This is a genomic window from Desulfovibrio aminophilus DSM 12254 (assembly GCF_000422565.1).
In the GTDB taxonomy this organism is placed as follows: Bacteria; Desulfobacterota; Desulfovibrionia; order Desulfovibrionales; family Desulfovibrionaceae; genus Aminidesulfovibrio; species Aminidesulfovibrio aminophilus.
The window spans coordinates 272,380-294,412 of sequence record NZ_KE383876.1; the positions used below are offsets into that span (position 1 = coordinate 272,380).

General features: G+C 67.5%; 22 protein-coding genes. 16 read left to right on the forward strand and 6 right to left on the reverse strand.

Annotated elements, in window-relative coordinates:
* Nucleotides 1-57 precede the first annotated feature (57 nt).
* Complete coding sequence (locus H587_RS0115715) at nt 58-2,961, forward strand: insulinase family protein (protein WP_027177039.1); 2,904 nt, start codon at nt 58-60, stop codon at nt 2,959-2,961.
* Between the two features lie 113 nt (nt 2,962-3,074).
* Nucleotides 3,075-4,058 carry a TylF/MycF/NovP-related O-methyltransferase gene (locus H587_RS19985; RefSeq protein ID WP_051203024.1) on the forward strand — a complete coding sequence of 328 codons (984 nt, stop codon included), beginning with the start codon at nt 3,075-3,077 and terminating at the stop codon, nt 4,056-4,058.
* Between the two features lie 81 nt (nt 4,059-4,139).
* Here the strand turns inward: H587_RS19985 and H587_RS0115725 are convergent, their stop codons facing one another.
* Genes H587_RS0115725 through H587_RS0115735 form a run of 3 tightly spaced genes read right to left on the reverse strand, consistent with a single transcriptional unit; the run spans nt 4,140 to nt 6,701 of the window.
* A complete protein-coding gene (locus tag H587_RS0115725; RefSeq protein ID WP_027177040.1) occupies nt 4,140-4,841 on the reverse strand; it encodes a glutamine amidotransferase in 702 nt (233 codons plus the stop codon).
* Between the two features lie 8 nt (nt 4,842-4,849).
* Nucleotides 4,850-5,848, reverse strand: a complete 999-nt coding sequence (locus H587_RS19235; protein ID WP_051203026.1) for a PEGA domain-containing protein — start codon at nt 5,846-5,848, stop codon at nt 4,850-4,852.
* 19 nt (nt 5,849-5,867) lie between these two features.
* Nucleotides 5,868-6,701, reverse strand: a complete 834-nt coding sequence (locus H587_RS0115735; RefSeq protein ID WP_027177041.1) for a tetratricopeptide repeat protein — start codon at nt 6,699-6,701, stop codon at nt 5,868-5,870.
* Nucleotides 6,702-6,906: 205 nt separating this feature from the next.
* Between H587_RS0115735 and H587_RS0115740 the strand changes: the two genes are divergently transcribed.
* Genes H587_RS0115740 through H587_RS0115755 form a run of 4 tightly spaced genes read left to right on the forward strand, consistent with a single transcriptional unit; the run spans nt 6,907 to nt 11,389 of the window.
* Nucleotides 6,907-7,473 (forward strand): helix-turn-helix domain-containing protein, encoded by a 567-nt coding sequence (locus tag H587_RS0115740; RefSeq protein ID WP_027177042.1) that lies wholly within the window; start codon nt 6,907-6,909, stop codon nt 7,471-7,473.
* 15 nt (nt 7,474-7,488) lie between these two features.
* On the forward strand, nt 7,489-9,153 hold the full coding sequence (locus tag H587_RS0115745) for an AMP-binding protein (RefSeq protein ID WP_027177043.1): 1,665 nt from the start codon (nt 7,489-7,491) through the stop codon (nt 9,151-9,153).
* A 19-nt stretch (nt 9,154-9,172) separates the two neighbouring features.
* Nucleotides 9,173-9,724, forward strand: coding sequence for a helix-turn-helix domain-containing protein (locus H587_RS0115750; RefSeq protein ID WP_027177044.1), 552 nt, complete (start codon nt 9,173-9,175; stop codon nt 9,722-9,724).
* A gap of 15 nt (nt 9,725-9,739) precedes the next feature.
* A complete protein-coding gene (locus H587_RS0115755; protein ID WP_027177045.1) occupies nt 9,740-11,389 on the forward strand; it encodes an AMP-binding protein in 1,650 nt (549 codons plus the stop codon).
* Between the two features lie 126 nt (nt 11,390-11,515).
* Here H587_RS0115755 and H587_RS0115760 read toward each other — a convergent pair whose 3' ends face one another.
* On the reverse strand, nt 11,516-13,222 hold the full coding sequence (locus H587_RS0115760) for a LysM peptidoglycan-binding domain-containing protein (protein WP_245560901.1): 1,707 nt from the start codon (nt 13,220-13,222) through the stop codon (nt 11,516-11,518).
* Nucleotides 13,223-13,407: 185 nt separating this feature from the next.
* Between H587_RS0115760 and H587_RS19240 the strand changes: the two genes are divergently transcribed.
* The 10 genes from H587_RS19240 (at nt 13,408) to fliQ (ending at nt 19,872) form a co-directional block, all read left to right on the forward strand.
* Nucleotides 13,408-14,163, forward strand: coding sequence for a TrmH family RNA methyltransferase (locus tag H587_RS19240; RefSeq protein ID WP_034609635.1), 756 nt, complete (start codon nt 13,408-13,410; stop codon nt 14,161-14,163).
* Nucleotides 14,164-14,239: 76 nt separating this feature from the next.
* On the forward strand, nt 14,240-14,950 hold the full coding sequence (locus H587_RS0115770; protein WP_027177047.1) for a YggS family pyridoxal phosphate-dependent enzyme: 711 nt from the start codon (nt 14,240-14,242) through the stop codon (nt 14,948-14,950).
* Nucleotides 14,951-14,962: 12 nt separating this feature from the next.
* The gene (locus H587_RS0115775) at nt 14,963-15,724 is read left to right on the forward strand and encodes a motility protein A (RefSeq protein WP_027177048.1); all 762 of its coding nucleotides are present in this window, start codon (nt 14,963-14,965) and stop codon (nt 15,722-15,724) included.
* A gap of 7 nt (nt 15,725-15,731) precedes the next feature.
* The gene (locus H587_RS0115780) at nt 15,732-16,577 is read left to right on the forward strand and encodes an OmpA/MotB family protein (RefSeq protein WP_027177049.1); all 846 of its coding nucleotides are present in this window, start codon (nt 15,732-15,734) and stop codon (nt 16,575-16,577) included.
* Nucleotides 16,578-16,580: 3 nt separating this feature from the next.
* Nucleotides 16,581-17,315, forward strand: a complete 735-nt coding sequence (locus H587_RS0115785) for an OmpA/MotB family protein (RefSeq protein ID WP_027177050.1) — start codon at nt 16,581-16,583, stop codon at nt 17,313-17,315.
* A gap of 82 nt (nt 17,316-17,397) precedes the next feature.
* On the forward strand, nt 17,398-17,898 hold the full coding sequence (locus H587_RS0115790) for a flagellar basal body-associated FliL family protein (protein WP_027177051.1): 501 nt from the start codon (nt 17,398-17,400) through the stop codon (nt 17,896-17,898).
* A 75-nt stretch (nt 17,899-17,973) separates the two neighbouring features.
* On the forward strand, nt 17,974-18,489 hold the full coding sequence (gene fliN, locus H587_RS0115795) for a flagellar motor switch protein FliN (protein ID WP_027177052.1): 516 nt from the start codon (nt 17,974-17,976) through the stop codon (nt 18,487-18,489).
* Nucleotides 18,482-18,871: a flagellar biosynthetic protein FliO gene (gene fliO / locus H587_RS0115800; RefSeq protein ID WP_027177053.1), complete on the forward strand. Its 390-nt coding sequence runs from the start codon at nt 18,482-18,484 to the stop codon at nt 18,869-18,871. The genes fliN and fliO overlap by 8 nt, the downstream gene beginning before the upstream one ends.
* Nucleotides 18,792-19,592 (forward strand): flagellar type III secretion system pore protein FliP, encoded by an 801-nt coding sequence (gene fliP, locus H587_RS0115805; RefSeq protein WP_051203028.1) that lies wholly within the window; start codon nt 18,792-18,794, stop codon nt 19,590-19,592. Before fliO ends, fliP begins: the two co-directional genes overlap by 80 nt.
* A gap of 10 nt (nt 19,593-19,602) precedes the next feature.
* Entirely contained in the window at nt 19,603-19,872 is a 270-nt protein-coding gene (gene fliQ, locus H587_RS0115810; RefSeq protein ID WP_027177055.1) for a flagellar biosynthesis protein FliQ, read from the forward strand.
* A gap of 25 nt (nt 19,873-19,897) precedes the next feature.
* On the opposite strand, the gene H587_RS19245 is transcribed toward fliQ, so the two are convergent.
* Both H587_RS19245 and era read right to left on the reverse strand, forming a co-directional pair.
* Nucleotides 19,898-21,004 (reverse strand): M48 family metallopeptidase, encoded by a 1,107-nt coding sequence (locus H587_RS19245; RefSeq protein WP_051203030.1) that lies wholly within the window; start codon nt 21,002-21,004, stop codon nt 19,898-19,900.
* Between the two features lie 118 nt (nt 21,005-21,122).
* Complete coding sequence (gene era, locus H587_RS0115820; protein ID WP_027177056.1) at nt 21,123-22,025, reverse strand: GTPase Era; 903 nt, start codon at nt 22,023-22,025, stop codon at nt 21,123-21,125.
* Nucleotides 22,026-22,033 lie beyond the last annotated feature (8 nt).

Genomic DNA, 22,033 nt, shown 5'->3' on the forward strand with positions numbered 1-22,033 from the left:
GCGTCAAGAACCGTCCCACAACGATTCGGCCGCCGACAAAAACGAGGATTCCCGCCCATGACGCTCATCCACGGCTTCCGCAAGATCCGCGAACAGGACATCCCGGAGATCCGCACCCGCGCCCAGGTCTACGAGCACGTCAAGACCGGCGGCCGTCTCCTCTCCCTGCTCAACGAGGACGAGAACAAGGTCTTCGGCATCAGCTTCCGCACCCCGCCCCGCGACTCCACCGGCGTGGCCCACATCCTGGAGCACTCGGTGCTCTGCGGCTCGCGCAAGTACCCGGTGCGGGAGCCCTTCGTGGAGCTGCTCAAGGGCTCGCTCCAGACCTTCCTGAACGCCCTGACCTTCCCGGACAAGACCTGCTATCCCGTGGCCAGCACCAACGTCCAGGACTTCTACAACCTCATCGACGTGTACCTGGACGCGGTGTTCCATCCCCGGCTCACCGAGAACACCCTGCGCCAGGAGGGCTGGCACTACGACCCCGAGACTCCCGAAGGCCCGCTCAACTTCAAGGGCGTTGTCTTCAACGAGATGAAGGGAGCCTATTCCTCGCCGGACAACCAGCTCTACGAGTATTCCCAGCACGCCCTGTTCCCGGACGTGACCTACGGCCTGGACTCCGGCGGCGACCCGGAGCAGATCCCGGACCTGACCTTCGACGACTTCATGGCCTTTCACCGGGCCCACTACCAGCCGACCAACGCCTTCGCCTTCTTCTACGGCGACGACGACCCGGTGGAACGGCTGCGCATCCTGGACGAGGCCTTCTCGGAATTCGAACGCGGGCGGCCGGGCCACTACATCCCGCTGCAGAAGCCCTTCCGCGAGCCCGCGCGCCTGGAGCGGCCCTACGCCGCCGGGCCCGGCGAGGGCCAGAAGTCCATGTTCACCCTGAACTTCTGCCTGCCCGAGGCCGCCGACCCGGACCTCAACCTGGGCCTGAACGTGCTCGAGCACATCCTCATCGGCCTGCCCTCCTCGCCGCTGCGCAAGGCCCTCATGGACTCGGGCCTGGGCGAGGATCTGGCCGGGGCGGGCCTGGAAACGGACCTGCGCCAGATGTACTTCTCCGTGGGCCTCAAGGGCATGGCCCGGGGCAAGGCCGACGAGGCCGCCGAACTGGTCCTCTCCACCCTGGCGCGGCTGGCCGACGACGGCCTGGACCCCAAGGACATCGAGGCCGCGGTGAACTCCGTGGAGTTCGACCTGCGCGAGAACAACACCGGCTCGTTCCCGCGCGGGCTCTCGCTCATGTTCCAGGCCCTGACCTCCTGGCTGCACGAGGGCGACCCCCTGGCCCTGCTGCCCTTCGAAACCCCGCTGGCCGCGCTCAAGGAGCGCCTGGCCTCGGGCGAACCCGTGTTCGAGGGCCTCATCCGCCGCCACTTCCTGGACAACTCCCACCGGGCCCTGGTGGTCCTCAACCCGGACCCCGAACTCGCGGCCCGGCGCGAGACCGCCGAACGCAAGCGCCTGGACGCCGTGGCCGCCCGCCTGGACGCGGAACGGATGGCCCGGCTGGAGGCCCAGGCCCGGGAGCTGGAACGCCTCCAGGAAACCCCGGACAGCCCCGAGGATCTGGCGAAAATCCCCCGCCTCCAGCTCTCGGACCTGCCCCTGGAGAACGCGGTCATCCCCGCCGAAACCGTCGCCCTGGGCGCGGAACCGGCCCAGTTCCACGACCTGTTCACCAACGGCATCCTCTACCTGGACCTGGGCTTCGACCTCTCGGCCGTGCCCGACCGGCTGCTGCCCCTGGCGCCCCTCCTGGGCCGCGTCCTGCTGGAGACCGGCACCGCGAAGACCGACTTCGTGACCTTGACCCAGCGCATCGCCCGCAAGACCGGCGGCATCGCGCCCCAGACCTTCGTGACTCCCTCGCGGCCCGGGCCCGAGGCCGCGGCCCGGCTCTTCCTGCGCGGCAAATGCACCCTGGCCCAGGCCCCGGACCTTTGCGACATCCTGGCCGAGGTGCTCACCTCCGCCGACCTGGGCAACCGCGAACGCGTGCGCCAGATCGTCATGGAGACCAAGGCCCGCCGCGAGCAGCGTCTGGTCCCGGCCGGGCACAGCATCGTGGCCACCCGGCTCAAGGCCCGCATGGGCCGGGCGCACCTCATGGACGAGCGGATGCACGGCGTGACCGGCCTGTTCTTCATCCGCGAACTGGCCCAGCGCGTGGAGCGGGACTTCGGCTGTGTGCGCGCGGACCTGGAGGAATTGCGGGACATCCTGGTGCGGCGCTCCGGGCTGGCCCTGAACGTGACCTGCGACGCCAAGGGCCTGGAAGCGGCGCGCTCGGCCGTGGCCGACCTGGCCGCCGCCCTGCCGGACGCCCCGGCCCCGGCCCCGGCCGAGCGTGCGCCCCTGTCCCTGCCCGCCCGCGAGGGCCTGGCCCTGCCCGCCCAGGTGAACTACGTGGGCAAGGGCCTGAACCTCTTCGACCAGGGCTGGAGCTTCGACGGCTCGGCCCATGTGGTGGGCAAGCTCCTGCGCGCCTCCTACCTCTGGGAGCGCGTACGGGTGCAGGGCGGAGCCTACGGCGCGTTCTGCTCCCTGGACCGCCTCTCCGGGGCCTGCACCTTCGTCTCCTACCGCGACCCCAACGTGGACCGCACCCTGAAGGCCTTCGACGAGACGGCCCAGCACCTGAAGAACCTCAAGCTGGACCGCGACGAGTTGGAAAAGGCCGTCATCGGGGCCATCGGCGAGATCGACGGCTACATGCTGCCCGACGCCAAGGGCTTCGCCTCCCTGGCCCGGACGCTCAACGGCGAGGACGAGGCCTTCCGCCAGAAGGTGCGCGAGGAGGTGCTCTCCACGGGACCGGCGGACTTCGCGGCCTTCGGCGAGGCCCTGGCGGCCCTCAAGGACAAGGGCGAGGTGGTGGTCCTGGGCGAGACCAAGGCCCTGGAGCAGAGCGCGGCCGGATTGAAGGTGGAGCGGATACTCTAACGGAGCGTTGGAAAATCTTTTTCGCGGGCCGTTCAAAAAACGCGCGGGCAAGACCCTGAAAGGCTCACGGCCGCCGCGTTCTTTTTCAACGGTCCGTCGGCCGGGAGGCGGCGATGGGCGTCTTTCTGCAATCCCTGGAGGAGATCGCGCCGGGCGCGCGGATCACGATCTACGGCGCGGGCAACGCGGGCTACCGCCTGCGGCGCAGGCTGCGGGCCGACCGGCCGGACGTGGACGTGCGCCGCTACCTGGACAGCCGCAGGTCGGGGGCCTTCGACGGCCTGGAGATGCTGGCCCTGGACGGCCTGGAGCCCCCGGACCCCGCCCGCGACCTCATCCTCGTGGCCTCGGTGCACTGGCCCGAGATGGTCGAGGCGCTCGAAGCCCGGGGCGTGACGACCTTCAAGGTCTACGACGAATCCATCCACCTGCCCGCCGACTTCGGGGGCATCATCCAGGAGGAGCGCATCCGGCAGCTCTGCCTGGCGGCGCACTACGCCCACACCCTGCCCGGCGACCTGGCCGAGTTCGGCGTGGCCACGGGCGCCTCGGCGGCCATCCTGGCCGGGATCATGAAGGCCGAGGACGGCCTGGGCCGCCCGCCGCGCCGCCTGTTCCTCTTCGACAGCTTCGAGGGCCTGCCCGAGGCGACCTCGGACGTGGACCGCGACACGCCCCTGGTGCGATCCGGGGCCTGGGGCCCGGGGGCCTTCCGGGTGCGCTCCGTGGAGCGGGTGCTGGAGCGGATCACGGCCTGCGGCCTGACGCGGGAACGGCTGGTGGTGACGCCCGGCTTCTTCGAGGCGAGCCTGGCGCGGATTCCGGCCGGCACGCGCTTCTCCCTGGCGCACGTGGACTGCGACCTGTACCTCTCGGCCCTGCAGGTGCTGGAGGCCTGCTTCGGGCGCGGACTGCTGGTCCCCGGGGCCATGCTCCTGTTCGACGAGTGGCAGGCCACGGGCGCGGACCCGGAACTGGGCGAACGCCGGGCCTGGGCCGAGGCCGTGGAACGCTTCAACGTGCGTTTCAGCGACGTGGGGGAGTATTCCTGGCACGGCCGCAAGTTCGTGGTCCACGGCTACGACGCCGCGCGCTGAGGATTCCCGATCCGCGCGCCCCATGGGCGTCGGACATCGGACGTGAAAAAGCCCCCGTTCCAACAGGAGCGGGGGCCTTTTTCATTCCTCCCGGCCGGGCAGGCCGTCCAGCCAGCGCCGGAGCACGTCCGGGGCCACGGCCTCCAGGGCCGGGCCCAGGCGGGCCGAGTCCGCGCGCAGGCCCGGGATGTCGATCCCGGCGGCGCGCAGTTCGCAGGTATGGCCGATGAGCCAGCGTTCGATGAGGCCGCCGCGCGCCTCGGGGTGGAATTGCAGCCCCAGGGCGAAGCCGCCCAGGTCGAAGGCCTGATGCGTGCAGATGTCCGTGGAGGCGAGCAGTCGCGCGCCTTCGGGCAGATCGAAGGTGTCGCCGTGCCAGTGCAGCACGGCCGTGTTCTCCAGGGGAGCGAGGCAGGACGCCCGTCCCTCGTCGGTGAGGGCCAGCCGCGACCAGCCGATCTCCTTGGCCGGGCCGGGATGGACCCGCGCGCCCAGGGAGGCGGCCATGAGCTGCGCGCCCAGGCAGACGCCCAGGGTGGGCCTCCGGGCCTCCAGGCGCTTGCGGATCAGCCCCAGTTCCTCGCGCAGAAAGGGATAGTCCTCTTCCTCGTTGACCCCGATGGGGCCGCCGAGGACCAGAAGCAGGTCCGGGGCCAGAGGGTCGCCCAGGTCGTCCACGCCCGCCTGGAGCGTTTCCGGAACGTAGCCCCGCTCTTCCAATACGGGGCCGAAGGCCCCCGCATCCTCGAAGGCCACATGGACGACGACGCGCGCCCGAAGCACTCCGCCCCCTACTGCCCGGCGGCCGGGCTCTGCGCGCCGGACTCCATGAGCTGCTCCAGGGCCTGGACCGCGCCAACGGGATTCACGCTCACGCTGCCCTTGACCGAGGTCTTGGTGGTCTTGGTGGTGGTGCTGGAGCCGTCGGCGCTCGTGGAGGTGCTCGTATGCGAGGAGCCGTCCTTGGCCGTGACCACGGGCACGCTCACGGCCGAGCCCGCGCCCAGGGCCGCGCCCGAAAGCGCCGCGGCCGGGTCCATCCTCGGCGGCTGGGCCGAGGCGTTCATTCCCTGGGAAGCGGCCTGCGGAGCCCCTCCGCGCAGGGCCCACTGGTTCGCGCCCCGGCGCTCGGCGGCGGCCGTGGTCTCGCGGGTCACGCCGCCCAGGCGCGAGGTGAGCACGAAGTCGCGCACCCAGACGCCGTTCTCCTGACGCGCGGGCTGAGGAGCGATGGTGTAGGCCACGCCCGTGGACGGGTTGGTCCAGGACTGGCTCTGGCCCGAGGCCAGGGTCTCCAGGGAACGGCCGATCCAGCCCAGGTCCGAGGCGTCCAGGGCCTCCGGGCCGGGCATGTTGGCCGGGGTGGCCGAGGAGGCCAGGGGCACGAGGGTCACGGACACGGCCGATGGCGAAAGCAGGTAGGCCTCGCCGGTCTGCTCCTGGGCGTCCATGGACTGGACTCCGGCGTTCACGCCCCAGGCCGGATTGTTCATGAACTGGCCGGTCTGCAGACCCTGGCCCACGGCCCGGGCCATGACCTTCTCGCTCTGGTAGACCCGGCGCACGACCACGTCCTGCTGGCGGTAGCCGTCGCGGGTCAGGGTCAGGATGTGGTCCGCGTTGCGGGTCAGCTCCACCTGGCAGGGCGTGGTGCAGACCTCCGCGCCGTCGGCCCGCACGCGCGCGCCGTCGGGGATGGTGGACACGGGAATCTTCTGGGTCAAGACCGTGGGCGCGCAGGCCGCGCAAGCGAAAAGAACGAACAGCAGCGGAAAAAACCGTCTCTTCATGAATCCCCCCCGGAAGCCGTCAGCGGCCGCCGCTCACCTTGTTCTTGATGAATTCCTGGAATTTCCTGGCTTCCTCGTGGTTCTTGTTCATGGCCAGGCACTTTTCCAGATGATACTCGGCCTTGGGAATGTCGCCCTTCTCGAAGTAGGCCCGGGCCACGTTGTAGTGCAGATTCTCATCGGTCTGGGTCATCTCCAGGGCCCGGGTGTAGTACTCGATGGCCTGGTCGTGCATGCCGGTCTTGCGCAGGCTGATGCCGAACTCGTTGAAGAGATGCTTGTGTTCCGTGCTGAAGGCCGCGTCCAGGTGCACCACCCGGCCGAAAATGTCGTCGGCCTTGGCGGTCTCGCCCTTGGCCATGTAGGTCAGGCCCAGGCCGAAGTTGGCCCGCACGTTCTCCACGTCCACCTTGAGCACGTTGCCGAACTCGAACTCCGCGCTGTAGAGCGCGCCGCGCTCGCGCTGCTCCTCGGCGCGGCGGATGGTTCGGGAAAGCTCCTGCATCTTGGGATAGACGATCTTGGTGTAGAACTCGAGCTCGGGCTGGTACTTGTCCAGGAAGTCGGCCTTGGGCACCTCGGTCTTGGGACCGGAGGGCACGTGCTGGGTGTTCAGGGGCTGGACCTCCACCACCCCGTCGTCGCGCTCCTCGGCGTACCAGTACATCTTGCTGATGGTCTTGCGGGTGGTGGTCCCGGTGCCGATCTTCTCCACCACTTGGGAGGAGAAGAGGCCCTTGATCTTCTGGCGCATGTGCTCCGTCGGGTCCGCCTGGGCCTTCCGCGCCTGGCCCTCGGGCCCGGCGGCCTCGAAGGGCTGCTGGTCCCGGGCCACCTTGTTCGCCTCGCTCATGTCGCTCCCTCCACACTGGCAACCCTGTTACACTGCTGACAAAACCTTGGCAACTCCGCGCCGCCGTGCTATGAGTGCGGGCACTCGCTTCCGGGGGAGGCCCCGGGAACGATGACATCGCTTTCCGTTTCGGATAGACCACGGTTTTCCGTTCCCGACAGACCGCCCACAAGGGGCCCATCCGCCATCTGGAGGTACGTTTCGCATGGAACGCAAGATCGGCGCGCGTATCCGCGCATTCCGCGAGAAGAAGGAACTGTCCCTGGCCGACCTGGCCGAACGCACCGGCCTGGACCCGGCCTTTCTCACCGCCGTGGAGGAGGAGGACCGCTACCCCTCCCTTGGGCCGCTGCTGAAGATCGCCCGCGCCCTGGGACTGCGCCTGGGCACCTTCCTGGACGACCAGGTGAGCCGCGACCCCCTGGTGGTCCGCCGGGGCGAGCGCCGCGAGGAACTGACCATGCACCAGTCCCGCGACGGCAAGCCGGGACTGCGCTTCCACCCTCTGGGCAAGGGCAAGACCGACCGCCACATGGAGCCCTTCTTCATCGAGCTGCCGCCCGAGGACGAGTCCGAGCACAAGCTCTCCTCCCACGAAGGCGAGGAATTCATCGTCTGCGTCAAGGGCCGCGTGGCCGTGACCTACGGCCCGGAGAAGGTCGTGCTCGAACAGGGCGACAGCATCTACTACAACTCCGTGGTGCCCCACTGCGTGGCCTGCGAGGGTGACGAGCCCGCCGCGATCTACGCCGTGCTCTATTTCCCGGAATAACCCGAGGAGCGGCGGATGACCGAACCATTGCTGCGCGAGCGCACCCTGGGCCAGATCCTGGACGAGACGGTGGAGAAGTGGCCCGACCAGGAGGCCGTGGTCTACGTGGACCGCGAATACCGCCAGACCTGGCGCGAGTTCTCCGAGGTGGTGGACCGCCTGGCCAAGGGCCTCATGGCCCTGGGCGTGAAGAAGGGCGAGAAGGTCGGGATCTGGGCCACCAACGTGCCCTACTGGGTGGCCCTGCAGTTCGCCACGGCCAAGATCGGCGCGGTGCTGCTCACGGTGAACACCTACTACCGTTCCCATGAGCTGTCCTACCTGCTCAAGCAATCGGACTGCGAGAACCTCTTTCTCATCGACGGCTTCCGCGACGTGGACTACCTGGGCACGCTCTACGAGCTGGCCCCGGAGCTGCGGAATCAGGAGCGCGGACACCTGAAGGCCGCCAACTACCCGCACCTCAAGCGCATCCTCTTCCTCGGCCTGGAGAAGCACCGGGGCATGTACTCCATCCCGGAGATCATGGCCCTGGCGGCCATGACCACGGACGAGGAGTACAAGGCCCGCCAGGCCGAACTCTCGCCCCACGACGTGGTGAACATGCAGTACACCTCGGGCACCACCGGCTTCCCAAAGGGCGTGCAGCTGACCCACTACAACATCGGCAACAACGGCTTCTGGATCGGCGAACACCAGAAGTTCACCCACAAGGACCGGCTCTGCCTGCCCGTGCCGCTGTTCCACTGCTTCGGCTGCGTGCTGGGCGTCATGGCCGCCGTGACCCACGGCGTGACCATGGTCCTCCTGGAGGGCTTCGACCCCCTGCTGGTCATGGCCTCCGTGGACCAGGAGCGCTGCACCGCGGTCTACGGCGTGCCGACCATGTTCATCTCCATGCTCGAGCACAAGCTCTTCAAGCGCTTCGACTTCTCCAGCCTGCGCACCGGCATCATGGCCGGCTCGCCCTGCCCGGTGGAGTTCATGAAGCGCGCCATCAACGAAATGAACATGCGCGAGATCACCATCTGCTACGGCCTCACCGAGGGCTCGCCGGTGATGACCCAGACCCGCGTGGGCGATTCCCTGCGCCAGATGACCGAGACCGTGGGCCGGGCCATGCCCTGCATCGAGGTCCGCGTGGTGGACCCGGAGACCAACCGGGAGGCGCCGCACGGCACCGTGGGCGAGATCTGCTGCCGGGGCTACAACGTGATGAAGGGCTACTACAAGAACCCCGAAGCCACGGCCAAGGCCATCGACGAGGACGGCTGGCTGCACTCCGGCGACCTGGGCGTCATGGACGAGGAGGGCTACCTGACCATCACCGGGCGGCTCAAGGACATGATCATCCGGGGTGGTGAAAACGTCTATCCGCGCGAGATCGAGGAGTTCCTCTACACCATGGAGGGCATCCTGGACGTGCAGGTGGTGGGCGTGCCCAGCCGCAAGTACGGCGAGGAGGTGGGGGCCTTCATCATCCCGCGCGACGGCGTCTCCCTGGAGCCAGAGGACGTGAAGGACTTCTGCCGGGGCAAGATCGCCCGCTACAAGATTCCGAAATACATCGCCTTCCTGGAATCCTATCCCATGACCGCCAGCGGCAAGATCCAGAAGTACAAGCTGCGCGAGCTGGCCGGCCGGATGTTCCCGGAAGCCATGAACCAGCCCGGGGCCTGATCCCGGAAAAGGAGCCGTCATGGAAGATGCCTACAAGCAGATCGCCCCGCGCCTGCGGGGGCTGCGCGACGCCCTGGACCTCACCGTGGAGGATCTGGCCGACCGGGCCGGAGTCACGGCCGACGAGGTGCGGCTCTACGAGTCGGCCTCGGTGGAGATTCCCGTGGGCTATCTGCTCAAGGTGGCCCAGGTCTGCCAGGTGGACCTGACCACGCTCATCTCCGGCGACGAGGCCCGCCTGCGCAACTACTCCCTGGTGCGCAAGGGCGATGGCCTGGAAGTGGCCCGCCGCAAGTCCTACGACTACCGCGACCTGGCCCACAAGTTCCGGGGCCGCCGCATGGAGCCCTTCCTGATCACCGTGCCGCCCAAGGAGGAGAAGGATCTCTCCTTCAACCACCACTCCGGGCAGGAATTCATGTACATCCTGGAGGGCCGCCTGGAGGTGCGCCTGGACGAGAAGTCCCTGGTGCTCGAGCCCGGCGACAGTCTCTATTTCGATTCCAAGACCCCGCACGCCCTGCGGGGCCTGGACGGCCGTCCCGCCGTGTTTCTGGACGTGATTCTCTAGGGGGAAAAGGGAAAGATGGACAAACTCAGGCCCGCTACCTACGAGGAATTCCTGCGGAAATTCCGGCTGGACACGCCGGACACCTACAACTTCGTCTTCGACTTCCTGGACAAGGCCGACCCCGAGGCCCTGGCCATGGTCCACGTGACCCCCGACGACCAGCGCCGGGAGTTCACCTTCGGCTGGTTCCAGGAGCAGTCCGCCCGTCTGGCCAACGCCCTGGCGGCCCAGGGCATCGGCAAGGGCGACCGGATCATGCTCATCCTCTACCGCCGCGTGGAGTTCTGGGTCTGCATGCTGGCCCTGCACCGCATCGGCGCCCTGCCCATCCCCTCGCCCTCGCTGCTCACCCGGCACGACATCGAGTTCCGCGTGAACCGCGCGCGCATCAAGGGCATCATCGCCGAGCACACGGTCACCGACCGGGTGCGCGAGGCCAAGCCCCAGTGCCCGGGCCTGGCCCTCATGGTCGAGGTGGGAGCCGAGGGCGCGGACGAAGGCTGGCTGGCCTACGAACCCCTGGTGGCCTCCGGCGCGCCGAGCTTTCCCCGCCCCGCCGACGCCCCCGGCGGCCGCGATCCCCTGCTCATCTTCTTCTCCTCGGGCACCACGGGCATGCCCAAGATGGTCCTGCACAACCACCACTACCCCCTGGGGCACCTGACCACGGGCGTGTACTGGCACGACCTGGAGCCCGGCGACCTGCACCTGACGGTCTCGGACTCGGGCTGGGGCAAGTGCGTCTGGGGCAAGTTCTACGGCCAGTGGATCGCCGGAGCCACGGTCTTCGTCTGGGACTTCCGGGGCAAATTCGACCCCGACCAGATGCTCAAGATCATCGCCGAGCACAAGGTGACCACCTTCTGCGCCCCGCCCACGGTCTACCGCTTCCTGGTGCGCCAGGACCTCAAGAAGTACGACCTCTCGGCCCTGCGCCACTGCACCACTGCCGGTGAGCTGCTCAACGAGAGCGTGTTCCGCGACTGGCTCACGGCCACGGGCCTGCCGATCTACGAGGGCTACGGCCAGACCGAGACTTGCCTGCAGATCGCCACCTTCAAGTGGATGGAGCCCAAGCCCGGAAGCATCGGCAAACCCTCGCCGGGCTGGGAGCTGGCGCTCATCGACGAGGAGGGCAAGTTCTGCGAACCCGGCGTGGAGGGCGAGATCTGCATCAAGCTCCGCGAAGGCGGCGTGCCCGGCCTGTTCGACGGCTACCTGGACGAGCCCGAGCGCACGGCCAAGGTGGTCATCGACGGCTACTACCACACCGGCGACAAGGCCTGGATGGACGAGGACGGCTACTACTGGTTCATGGGCCGCACCGACGACCTGATCAAGAGTTCGGGCTACCGCATCGGCCCGTTCGAGGTGGAGAGCGTGCTCGTGGCCCACGACGCCGTGATCGAGGCCGCGGTCACGGGCGTGCCCGACCCGGTGCGCGGCCAGGCGGTCAAGGCCACGGTGGTCCTGGCTCCGGGCTACGAGCCCTCGGATGAGCTGACCCGCCAGCTCCAGAACTGGGTCAAGGCCGAGACCGCGCCCTACAAGTACCCGCGCGTCATCGAGTACGTGGGCGAACTGCCCAAGACCATCAGCGGCAAGATCAAGCGCGCCGAGATCCGCCAGCACGACCTGGAGAAGTACGGGGCCCGGGAAGTCTAGCCCCGACCGGAGACCAATAAAGAGGCCCGTCGCGCTGTGGCGCGGCGGGCCTTCGTCGTTCCCTGGGCGGAGACGCGAAGGGGCCGACCACCGGCCCCCCCACGCCCCCGGAGGGCATGTTGACGTCTAGCGTTGCAGAACCTTGATCTCCTGTCCCGCATGGATGGTCGAGCCGTTGTTCAGGGAGTTCCAGCGCAGCAGTTCGGAGAGGCTCACATTGAAGCGCCGGGCGATGGAGTAGAGCGTGTCGCCCTCGCGCACCTTGTAGCTGGTCGACTTGGCCTGGGCCACGACCTTGGTCTTGCCGGACTTGGGCTCGGCCGTCTTGGCCTGGGCCTTGGACTTTCCCTGGCCCTTGTCGGCCAGCTTGGCGTGCACGGCCTCGGCCTCCTGGCGGGACTGGCGCGCGGCCTTGCCGGTCTGGTCCGGGATGAACAGGCGCTGGCCCACGGAGAGCTTGGAGGACGCGCTCAGGCCGTTGGCCTGCTGGAGCGTGGCCACCGAAAGGCCGTACTGGCGCGAGATGCTCCAGAGGGTGTCGTCTTTCTGGACGATGTAGTTGGAGCGGGCCTGGGCCAGCTTGCGGGTCTTGCGCGAGGAAGCGCGATCCTCGTCGGCCAGTTCGCGGGCCGAGCCGCCGCCCGGCACGAGGAGTTGCTGCCCCTTGACGAGCTTGCCCGAAGAAAGGTTGTTCATGCGCTTGATGACGGCCACGGGCACGCCGTAGCGCCGGGAAATCTTCCACAGGGAGTCCGAACCGCGCACGGTATGCACGGTGTAGCCCGCGTAGGGCCGGGACTTGGGGTTCTGAAGATAGGCCTTGGCTTCGGCCAGCCTGGACTCGGGCACATGGACCACGACGCTCATGCCCGGGGGGCTCACCTGGCGCAGGAAGGCCGGGTTGTACTCCCGGAACTGGTTCCAGGAGAGACCCACGGCCTGGGCCAGGGCCATGAGATCCGAGCCGCCGGGCACGTTCACGTCGGCCAGGCGGGGAGCGCGCTTCCAGTCCACGCACTGGAAACCGAGCATGTCCAGGTTCTGGAAGATCTTGGAGATGGCGATGAACTTGGGCACGTAGTGCCGGGTCTCCTCCCGGAGCTTGGCCCGGCCGCGAAGGCGGTCGTTCTTGTCCACCAGGTCGAAGAAGTCGTTGGCGTTGGTCTTCTCCAGGGCGTTGCTGATCTTGCCCTCGCCGGCGTTGTAGGCCGCCAGGGCCAGGTACCAGTCCCCGAACATGCCATACAGGTCGGAAAGATAGCGGGCCGCCGCCTGGGTGGACAGGGCCGGGTCGCGGCGCTCGTCGATCCACCAGTCCACGGTCAGGCCGTACTTGCGGGCCGTGCCGCGCATGAACTGCCACATGCCCACTGCCCCGGCGCGCGAAACGGCGTTGGGGTTGTAGCCGCTCTCGGCGTAGGGCAGCAGGGCCAGATCCTGGGGCAGGCCGTGTTCGATGAGCGCGGCCCGGACGGCGGGCAGATAGGCCTCGGAGCGGCCCAACCAGGCCTGGAAGGTGCCCCGGGCCCGGTGGGTGAAGAAGGCGAAGTACTGCTGGACTTCCTCGGTGTCCATGGTGTCCAGGTCGAAGTCGATGCCGGTCCTGACCCCCAGGGCCTCGCGCTCGGCCGGGGTGAGCACGGAGAGATCCTCGCGGGGTCGCTCATCCAGTTCCTTGTCCAGGGGGTCGCGCGGGTAGACGCAGGCGGGGCCGACGGCGGTAGGTGCTGGTTTATCGGTGGCCGGATTTCTGGCCGCGCAGGACGCAAGAACGAGGATGGTAACCAGTATCAGGAGCGCCTGCGCCGTTCTCGGGAACATTCGGTGTTGCAAGAAAACCTCCGGGATGTTCGGAAAGGGCGCCAAGGCCGTGAATGGCCGGATAATTTCGCACTGCCTACCCGATGCGGCAACGGATTGCAAGCGAAAGCGAAAGGGCTTAACACGGATAATCAAGGCGCGACGCCCCTTCCCGAGCCTGGGAGGCGGCGCAACCGACCGGAAAGACGGATGATGCGATGACCGACGAACAGACCTTGGTGGCCGGGAGAAAACCGGTGCGGGAGCTGCTGGAACGCGAACCCGGAAGAGTGGACGCGCTCTATTTCCGCAAGGGCCGCGACCAGGCCCTACAGCCCCTGATCGACGAATGCAAACGTCTGAACCTGCGCCACCGCTTCGTGGACGCGGCCGAACTGGACCGGATCTTTCCCGGCAACCACCAGGGCGTGGCCGCCCGGGTGGCCGGATTGACCTTCACGGACCTTCCGGACCTCATGGCCCTGGCCCGGGAGGCCCCTCTGCCGCTCATCGTGGTCCTGGACCAAGTCCAGGATCCGGGCAACGTGGGCGTGCTGGCGCGCACCCTCTACGCCCTGGGCGCGGCCGGACTCGTGGTGGCCAAGCACGAGGGGGCCTATCTGGGCGCGGCGGCCGTGCGGGCCAGCTCCGGGGCCCTGCTCAAGCTGCCCGTGGCCAAGGTGACGAACGTCTCCCAGGCCCTGGGGCGGCTGGCGGAGGAGGGCTTCGCCCTCTACTGCGCCAAACGCTCGGAGGGGGCGCGGGACGCCTTCCTGCCGGGACTGCGGCTGCCCGCCGTGCTGGTTCTGGGCAACGAGGACAAGGGTGTGCGCCCCGGCGTGGCCGGACGCTGCGATGAGGATATCTTCATCCCCTTCGCCCGGGAGTTCGACTCCCTGAACGTGGCCCAGGCGGGAGCCGTATTGGCCGGGCTTTGGGCCAGGGACGCGGCCGAGCGGCGAATGGGACGCTGAGGGCCGGGCCGGTTTGCTGAAAAAAACCGGCCGGATCGGTAAACCAATTTCCTAACGGGTCGATAAGACGATGGAACTGGAAGAACGCGCGCGACAGCTGGTGGAAAATCTGGCCCGCGCGCGGGAGGACATGGCCGAGGCGGCGAGGCTGGCCGGACGCGACCCCGCGGAGGTGGCCCTGGTGGCCATCTCCAAGACGCATCCGGCCTCGGACGTGGCCGCGTTGTTCGCGGCGGGACAGCGGGTCTTCGGCGAGTCCTACGCCCAGGAGGCCAAGGACAAGCGCGAGGAGCTGGCGCATCTGCCCATCGAATGGCATTTCGTGGGCGGATTGCAGCGCAACAAGGCCAAGCTGGTGGCCGGGGAGTGCGCCCTGATCCACGCCGTGGACTCGCTCCGCCTGGCCGAGGCGGTGGACCGCAAGGCCGCCGAGCGCGGGGTGGTCCAGGACGTGCTCCTGCAGGTGAACAGCGCGGGCGAGGAGCAGAAGCACGGGGTCTCGGAGGCCGAGCTTCCGGCCCTGGCCGAGGCCGTGACTGCGATGCCCGCCCTGCGGCTCAAGGGCCTGATGGTCCTGCCGCCGTTCTTCGACGACCCGGAACGGGCCCGGCCGTTCTTCGCCAGGGCCCGGGAGCTGAAGGAGGATCTGGAGCGGCGGCTGTCCATGGGCCTGCCGCACCTGTCCATGGGCATGACCGGAGACTTCGCGGCGGCCATCGCCGAGGGCGCCACCCTGGTGCGCATCGGCACCCGCATCTTCGGCCAGAGGGACTACTCGAACCGGTAAACGCGAGCGACTATGGACCTGGCAACCGTCATCGGCATCGTCCTGGCCTTCGGGCTGGTGATCTCGGGCATCATGTCCGGCAGCTCGCTCATGACCTTCGTGGACGTGCCGTCCATGCTCATCGTGATCGGCGGCACCGTGGGCGCCACCTTGGTCAACTACCCCCTGCCGCACATGCTCGGCGTCATCCGGGTCATCAAGCAGACCTTCCAGACCAAGAGCCAACCGCCCACGCAGATCATCACCATGTTCATGGAGTTCGCCAACCGCGCCCGCCGCGAGGGCATCCTGGCCCTGGAGCCGCTGCTCAAGGACATCAAGGACGAATTCCTGCGCAAGGGCCTCCAGCTCACCGTGGACGGCCTGGAGCCCCAGACCATCCAAGAGATCCTCCAGACCGAGGTGAGCCACCTGGAGGACCGCCACGAAACCGGGGCCAACATGCTGGCCACCATGGGCTCCCTGGCTCCGGCCCTGGGCATGATCGGCACGGTCATCGGCCTGGTGCAGATGCTCCAGACCATGTCCGACCCGTCGAGCATCGGCCCGGCCATGGCCGTGGCCCTGATCACAACCTTCTACGGCGCGGTCCTGGCCAACCTCCTGCTCAACCCCATGTCCGGCAAGCTCAAGCTGCGCAGCAAGGAGGAAATCCTGGTGCGCGAGATGATCATGGAGGGCGTGCTCTCCATCTCCAAGGGCGAGAACCCGAGGATCATCGAGGAAAAGCTCAACAGCTACCTGGCTCCCAGGGAGCGCAGGAAGTCGGATTAGGAGGCCCATGGCCGGCCCCAGGAAGAAAAAGCCCCCCGAGAGCGAGGACGTCCCCCTGTGGGTGCTGACCTACGGGGACTGCGTCACGCTCATGCTGACCTTCTTCGTGCTCCTGGTGAGCATGGCCAAGATCGACGAGTCGCGCAAACTCGTGGTGTTGGGCTCGGTCTTCGGCAGCATGGGCTTCCTGGACCGCAGCACCGAGGTTCTGGCCCGCTCCGACAACCGCCGCACCGTGGAGCCCGGCCCCATGGAGGGCATCAAGGACTTCGAACCGCTCAAGAACATGCTCTGGGAAGAAGCCGGGGCCGATCTGCGCTTCGAGTCCAACAAGGTGGTCCAGGTGCTCTCCATCGAGGGCGACGCCCTCTTCGCCCCCGGCTCCGCCGAACTCACCCCCGACGGCCGCACCCTGCTCGAGCGCACCCTGCCGGTGATCAAGGAGGTGCCCCATCCGGTGCTCGTGGCCGGACACACCTCCACCCTGCGCGACGAACTGGGCGCGGAATACCGCCCCGAGCGGGAGTCCCAGGTTCCGGACCTCTCCTGGCGGCTCTCCCTGAACCGTTCCCTGGCCGTGTACCGCTTCCTCCTGGAAGGCGGGGCCGACCCGGACAAGCTGCGCATGGAGGCCTTCGGACGCTATCGCCCGCGCTTCAACAACAACGACCCCAAGGAGCGGGACAAGAACCGCCGCGTGGACCTGGTCCTGGACCTGCGCAACCCCATCGAAAAAGATCTCCTGCCGGGCCAACCCCTGCGCGAGTCGGAGATCAGGAAGCCGGTGGAGGCCATCGAGTTCCAGGGCTTCCGCTTCCAGGTCAACGCCACGGCCCCGGAGCCGGGGAGGTAGGCCGTGCCGCCGCGCGAGAAAAAGCCCGCCGACAAGCCCAAGCAGGAGTGGATGCTGACCTACGGCGACGTGGTCACCCTGCTGCTGACCTTCTTCGTGCTCCTGCTGGCCATGTCCTCCATGGACCAGAGCTTCATCTCCCGCGTCTCCATCTACTCCGCCCAGCACGCCGCCCTGGCCCGCAGGACGGCCGGAAAGGCCCCGCGCAACATCCAGATGGTCCTGGACCTGGTGGAACGGCCCTGGGAGGTGTTCTCCAAGGAGCAGAAGATCAAGGATCTGCTCTTCCCGGACAACGTCCTGCCCCCGGAGATCGACCGCAACACCCTGAACGAGAACCTGCGCGTGCTGGCGCGCAACGAAGGCGTGGCCCTGATCTTCTCGGACAAGCTGCTCTTCGCCCCCGGCGGCGCGGAGCTGACCCCCGGCGCCCGGGCCATCCTGGCCCAGGTTGCCCCGCTCATCCTGCACACCAGCTCGCCGGTGAACGTGGCCGGGTTCACCGACGCCGAGGAAGGCCGGGCCCCCGAGGGCTACGCCCTGTCCGGGGAGCGGGCCTCGTCCGTGCTGGACTACTTCCTGACCCTGGGCATGGAGCCCCTGCGCTTCTCGCTCTCGGCCTATGGTCCCAACCGGCCCCTGAGCCCGGACGACGACGCGGCGGGCCGGGCCAAAAACCGCCGGGTGGAGGTCTTCCTCAAGACCAACCAGGCCCTTGGCGGCTACCTGACGCAATAGGCCGTGTGCTTTCCTGCCGGGACGAATCCGTGTACAGTCCCGCGCAGACGAACAACGAAACGAAACCGGACGAGGTGGCGCCGTGGCCGAGGATCTCGACAACAAGCAGGACAAGCCCAAGAAGAAAAAGGGCCTCATCAAGTGGATCATCCTGGCCGTGCTGCTGCTGGCTCTGGGCGGCGGCGGCTTCTTCGCCTACAAGAAGTTCCTGGCCAAGCCCCCGGCCGACCCGGCCCAGGCCGAGCAGACGCAGGCCGAGGGGCAGGGCAAGGACGGCAAGGAGGCCAAGCCCGCCGAGGGCCAGGTGGTCTCCCTGCCCGTGTTCCTGGTGAACCTCGCCGATCCCCTGGGCCGCCGCTACCTCAAGCTGGCCATGGACGTGGAGGCCAAGGCCGAAATCGCCAAGAACGAGGCCAAGATCAAGGACGCCCTGCTCCTGCTCCTGTCCAGCAAGACCTATCAGGAGCTGTCCACCTTGGACGCCAAGATCCAGCTCAAGCAGGACATCGTGCAGCGGCTCAACCTGATCCTCGGCAACGGCAAGGTCGTCCAGGTGTATTTCACCGACATGGTCATCCAGTAGCACGCTTCTTGCATCTGGACCGCCCAACGGCGGGACTCCGGCGCCCGCGCCCAACGGCAGACCGAGGATACAACGATGGCTGAAGAGATGGATCAGGACCAGCTGGCCCAGCAGTGGGCCGACGCCCTCACCGAGAGCGCCGACGCGGGCAAGGACGCGGGCAAGGCCCAGGACGACGACGCCCTGGCCGCCGAGTGGGCCGCGGCCCTGGCCACCCAGGAAGAGGACGATATCAAGAAGGAAAAGGAACAGGCGTTCCTCAAGACCAAGACCAAGGACCACGAGCTCAAGGATCTCACCAAGGAGGCCAAGAGCGGCCGCGAGGGCACCAAGAGGGATCTGGACTTCATCCTGGACATCCCCCTGGAGGTCTCCGCCGAGCTGGGCCGCACCAAGCTCCTGATCAACGAACTCCTGCAATTGGGCCAGGGCTCGGTGGTGGAGCTGAACAAGCTGGCCGGCGAACCCCTGGAGATCTACGTCAACGGCAAGCTGGTGGCCCGCGGCGAGGCCGTGGTCATCAACGAGAAGTTCGGCGTGCGCCTGACCGACATCATCAGCCCCATCGAACGGGTGAAGCAGCTTGGCTGACGCCGCCAACGCCACGGCCGCCCTGCCGCCCATCCCGGACGCGAGCCTGCTGGGCTCGGTCCTGAGCATGGCGGCGGCGCTTTCCCTGGTCCTGGCCTTGATCTTTCTGGGATTCTATCTCGTGCGCCGCTTCGGTCCCGCGTCCCTGACCCGGGCCAGGGGCGGCGCGGCTCCCGCCCTCCTGGGACGGCTCTTTCTCGGCAACCGGCAAAGCGTGGCCGTGGTCCGGGTTCTCGGCAAGACCCTGGTCCTCGGCGTCACCGAACAGCAGATCAGCCTCCTGGCGGAGGCGGAGACCACGGATGCTCCGGCACAAGGCGCAGGCTTCTCCCGTATCCTGGACGAACAGGGCCGGAAAAGCTCTCCCGACGATCCTGCTTAGCCTGGGACTGGTCGCCCTCTGGGCCGCCCCGGCCCTGGCCCAGCAGGCCCCGTCCCTGACCATGCAGCTCTCCGCCGGTCAGGCCGAGCCCGGCAAGATCTCGGTCCTGCTGGAAATCCTCTTTCTGCTGACGATTCTCTCGGTGGCCCCGGCCATCGTCCTGACCATGACCTCCTTCACGCGCATCATCGTGGTCTTCCACTTCCTGCGCCAGGCCATGGGCACCCAGCAGATGCCGCCGAACCAGATCCTGGCCAGCCTGGCCATCTTCATGACCTGCGTGATCATGATGCCCGTGGGCAAGGCGGTCTACAACGACGCCATCAAGCCCTACACCGAGGAAAAGATCGGCTTCCAGCAGGCCCTGGACTCGGCCCAGAAGCCCGTCCGGGCCTTCCTCTTCAAGCACACCCGCGAAAAGGACCTCTCGATCTTCTACTCCATCACCGGCGAACCCCGGCCGGAGAACAAGGAGCAGGTGCCGACCATCCTGCTCGTGGCGGCCTACACCATCTCCGAGCTGAAGACCGGCTTCACCATCGGCTTCCTCATCTACATCCCGTTCCTCATCCTGGACATGGTGGTGGCCAGCATCCTCCTGTCCATGGGCATGATGATGCTCCCGCCGGTGATGATCTCGCTGCCGTTCAAGATATTGCTCTTCATCCTGGTGGACGGCTGGTCGCTGCTGGTGGGCTCGCTGGTGAACACATTCCAATGACGGAGCAGGCATGACCCCGGAATTCGTCATCGGCTTCGCCCGACAGGCCATCGAGCTGACCCTGCTCATCTCCCTGCCCATGCTCGGCGTGGGCATGGCCGTGGGCGTCCTCGTCAGCGTGATCCAGGCCGCCACCCAGATTCAGGAAATGACCCTGACCATGGTGCCCAAGATCGTCGCCATTTTTTTGGCGCTTCTGGTCGCCTTCCCCTGGATCATGGACAAGATGGTCACCTACACCCGCGAACTCTTCCTCAACCTGCCCAACTACATCCGCTGAGGGCCTTCGGCCCGGCCCAACGCGTCTAGCGTTTCTTCTTCGTTTCGGCCTTGGCGGGCTCGGCGGGGGAGGGCGAAGGCTTCATCTCCGGCACCAGGGGCTCGCCCAGGGCCTTCTTCCGCTCGATCTCGGCCCGGGCGGCCTCCAAGGCCACATAGCGCTCGGGAGTGGTGGGGTGCGTATAGCTCTCGGTGATGGCCTCCGGACTGTCCACGGCCATGCGCCTCCAGAATTCTCCGGCCACGCTGATGTCGAACCCCGCCCGGGCCGCATAGTATTGCCCCACATAGTCGGCCTCGTGCTCGAACTCCTGGGAGAAGGCCCCGTCCCCCAGACGGGTGAAGGCCCGGTTCGTCCGCACCCCCAACACGGCGAAGACCGCGTCCACCGCGGTCCCGGCCATCCGGTTGGCGGCCTGGGCGTCGATGTGTCCCATGGTGTTGTGGGCCAGTTCGTGGGCCATGGCCACGGCCAGTTCGTCGTCCTTCCCGCAGAAGCGGACCATGCCCTTGGTGATGAGGATATGCGTGCCGGTGGCGTAGGCGTTGACTTCCTCCTTGCCCTCGAAGACCACCGGATAGTCGCAGGCCGGAACCGGCGTCACCCGGACCTCCTGGCGCGCGCCGTCACGCTCCAGGGTGAGCGAAAAGGCTCCCTTGTCCGCCTGGTCCTCCATAGCTTCCTGAAACCGGTACAATCCCTTCCGGTTCTGGGTCAGCTCCGTTCCGTCGAGGGCCAGCACCACGTCGCCCACGCGCACCCCGACGCGCTCCGCGGGCGTGTCCGGCAACACCTCAACCACATGGATCCTGCCGTCCAGGCCGTAGATCTTGGACACCGACGAGCGCCATTCATCCTCGAAGGCGTCTCGTTGCGCCACGTACAGACCGGTGAAACCCTTCACCTTGTCGCCGCACAGATCGGCGTTGCGCATCAGCAGGGGGGCCGCGACCCGGTGCAACCGGCGCTCACGCTCGGCGTAATCGCGAGCCACCAGCTCCTTCTGGATGAGAACCTCGTCGGCGGTCTGCTTCGGGTCGATCGTGGGGCGGCTGGTCCTGGGCGCACAGGCCGCCAGGGCGCAAGAGAGGATCAGAAGAGGCAGGAAAAAGAAAAAATGGCGCGCGAACATGACGGTCCTCCCAGCATGCCGTGAACGACACGCTGGGTTCCGCATAAAACACACCCGCCGCCGCTGTCCACGAAAAAGCCAGCGACGGCGGTGTGTTATCGCTCACTCGCCGGAAAAATCACTCCCCCAGGCCCAGAGCCCGCAGAAAGCCCGGATCCTCGGTCCAGTCCTCGCGCACCTTGACCCACAGCTCCAGGTGCGCCCTCTGGCCCAGCAGCTCCTCGATCTCGGCCCGGGCCTCGGTGCCCACCTTCTTGAGCATGGCCCCGCCCTTGCCGATGACCATGGACTTGTGCGTGTCCCGGGCCACGTAAATCACGGCGTTGATCCGCACCCGGTCGCCGTCCTCCTCCCAGTGCTCGATCTCCACGGCCGTGGAGTAGGGCAGCTCCTGGCGCAGCTCCAGGAAGAGCTTTTCGCGCACGATCTCGGCCACCAGGAAGCGCACCGGGGCGGTGGAAATCTGGTCCTCGGGATACATGGCCGGGCCCTCGGGCAGATGCGCAAGCGCCCGCTCCAGCAACACCTCCCGGCCGTCACCGGAAAGCGCGGACATGGGCACGATCTCGGCCCCGGGGAAGAACCGCCCGGCGGCCTCCATCACCGGCAAAAGCCGGGACTTGTCCTTGACCGCGTCCACCTTGTTCACGCCCACGATCACCGGCCCGCCGTAGCCCTTCAAGGGCTCCACCAGCGGCTTGACGTCGGATTCCATGGCTCCGGGCTTGGCCGCGTAGTGCGCGCCGTCCAGCAGGACCACGGCCGCGTCCGCGCCGCTCAGCGCCTGCCAGGCCGACTCCAGCAGATAGCGGTTCATCCGGCCCCTCAACCGGTGTACGCCCGGCGTGTCCAGAAACACGATCTGCGCGTCGTCCCGCGTGAGGATGCCGCTGATGCGGTTGCGCGTGGTCTGCGGCTTGGGCGAGACGATGGCCACCTTCTGGCCCAGATAGGCGTTCATCAACGTGCTCTTGCCCGCATTGGGCGGCCCCATCAGGGCCACGACTCCGAATTTGTGCATGGTGAAAG

Bases quoted from the DNA above. Each gene is read 5' to 3' on its own strand.
- H587_RS0115715 (WP_027177039.1), top strand. From the start codon at position 58: ATGACGCTCATCCACGGCTTCCGCAAGATCCGCGAACAGGACATCCCG.
- H587_RS19985 (WP_051203024.1), top strand. From the start codon at position 3,075: ATGGGCGTCTTTCTGCAATCCCTGGAGGAGATCGCGCCGGGCGCGCGG.
- H587_RS19235 (WP_051203026.1), bottom strand. From the start codon at position 5,848: ATGAAGAGACGGTTTTTTCCGCTGCTGTTCGTTCTTTTCGCTTGCGCG.
- H587_RS0115735 (WP_027177041.1), bottom strand. From the start codon at position 6,701: ATGAGCGAGGCGAACAAGGTGGCCCGGGACCAGCAGCCCTTCGAGGCC.
- H587_RS0115740 (WP_027177042.1), top strand. From the start codon at position 6,907: ATGGAACGCAAGATCGGCGCGCGTATCCGCGCATTCCGCGAGAAGAAG.
- H587_RS0115745 (WP_027177043.1), top strand. From the start codon at position 7,489: ATGACCGAACCATTGCTGCGCGAGCGCACCCTGGGCCAGATCCTGGAC.
- H587_RS0115750 (WP_027177044.1), top strand. From the start codon at position 9,173: ATGGAAGATGCCTACAAGCAGATCGCCCCGCGCCTGCGGGGGCTGCGC.
- H587_RS0115755 (WP_027177045.1), top strand. From the start codon at position 9,740: ATGGACAAACTCAGGCCCGCTACCTACGAGGAATTCCTGCGGAAATTC.
- H587_RS19240 (WP_034609635.1), top strand. From the start codon at position 13,408: ATGACCGACGAACAGACCTTGGTGGCCGGGAGAAAACCGGTGCGGGAG.
- H587_RS0115775 (WP_027177048.1), top strand. From the start codon at position 14,963: ATGGACCTGGCAACCGTCATCGGCATCGTCCTGGCCTTCGGGCTGGTG.
- H587_RS0115780 (WP_027177049.1), top strand. From the start codon at position 15,732: ATGGCCGGCCCCAGGAAGAAAAAGCCCCCCGAGAGCGAGGACGTCCCC.
- fliN (WP_027177052.1), top strand. From the start codon at position 17,974: ATGGCTGAAGAGATGGATCAGGACCAGCTGGCCCAGCAGTGGGCCGAC.
- fliP (WP_051203028.1), top strand. From the start codon at position 18,792: ATGCTCCGGCACAAGGCGCAGGCTTCTCCCGTATCCTGGACGAACAGG.
- fliQ (WP_027177055.1), top strand. From the start codon at position 19,603: ATGACCCCGGAATTCGTCATCGGCTTCGCCCGACAGGCCATCGAGCTG.
- H587_RS19245 (WP_051203030.1), bottom strand. From the start codon at position 21,004: ATGTTCGCGCGCCATTTTTTCTTTTTCCTGCCTCTTCTGATCCTCTCT.
- era (WP_027177056.1), bottom strand. From the start codon at position 22,025: ATGCACAAATTCGGAGTCGTGGCCCTGATGGGGCCGCCCAATGCGGGC.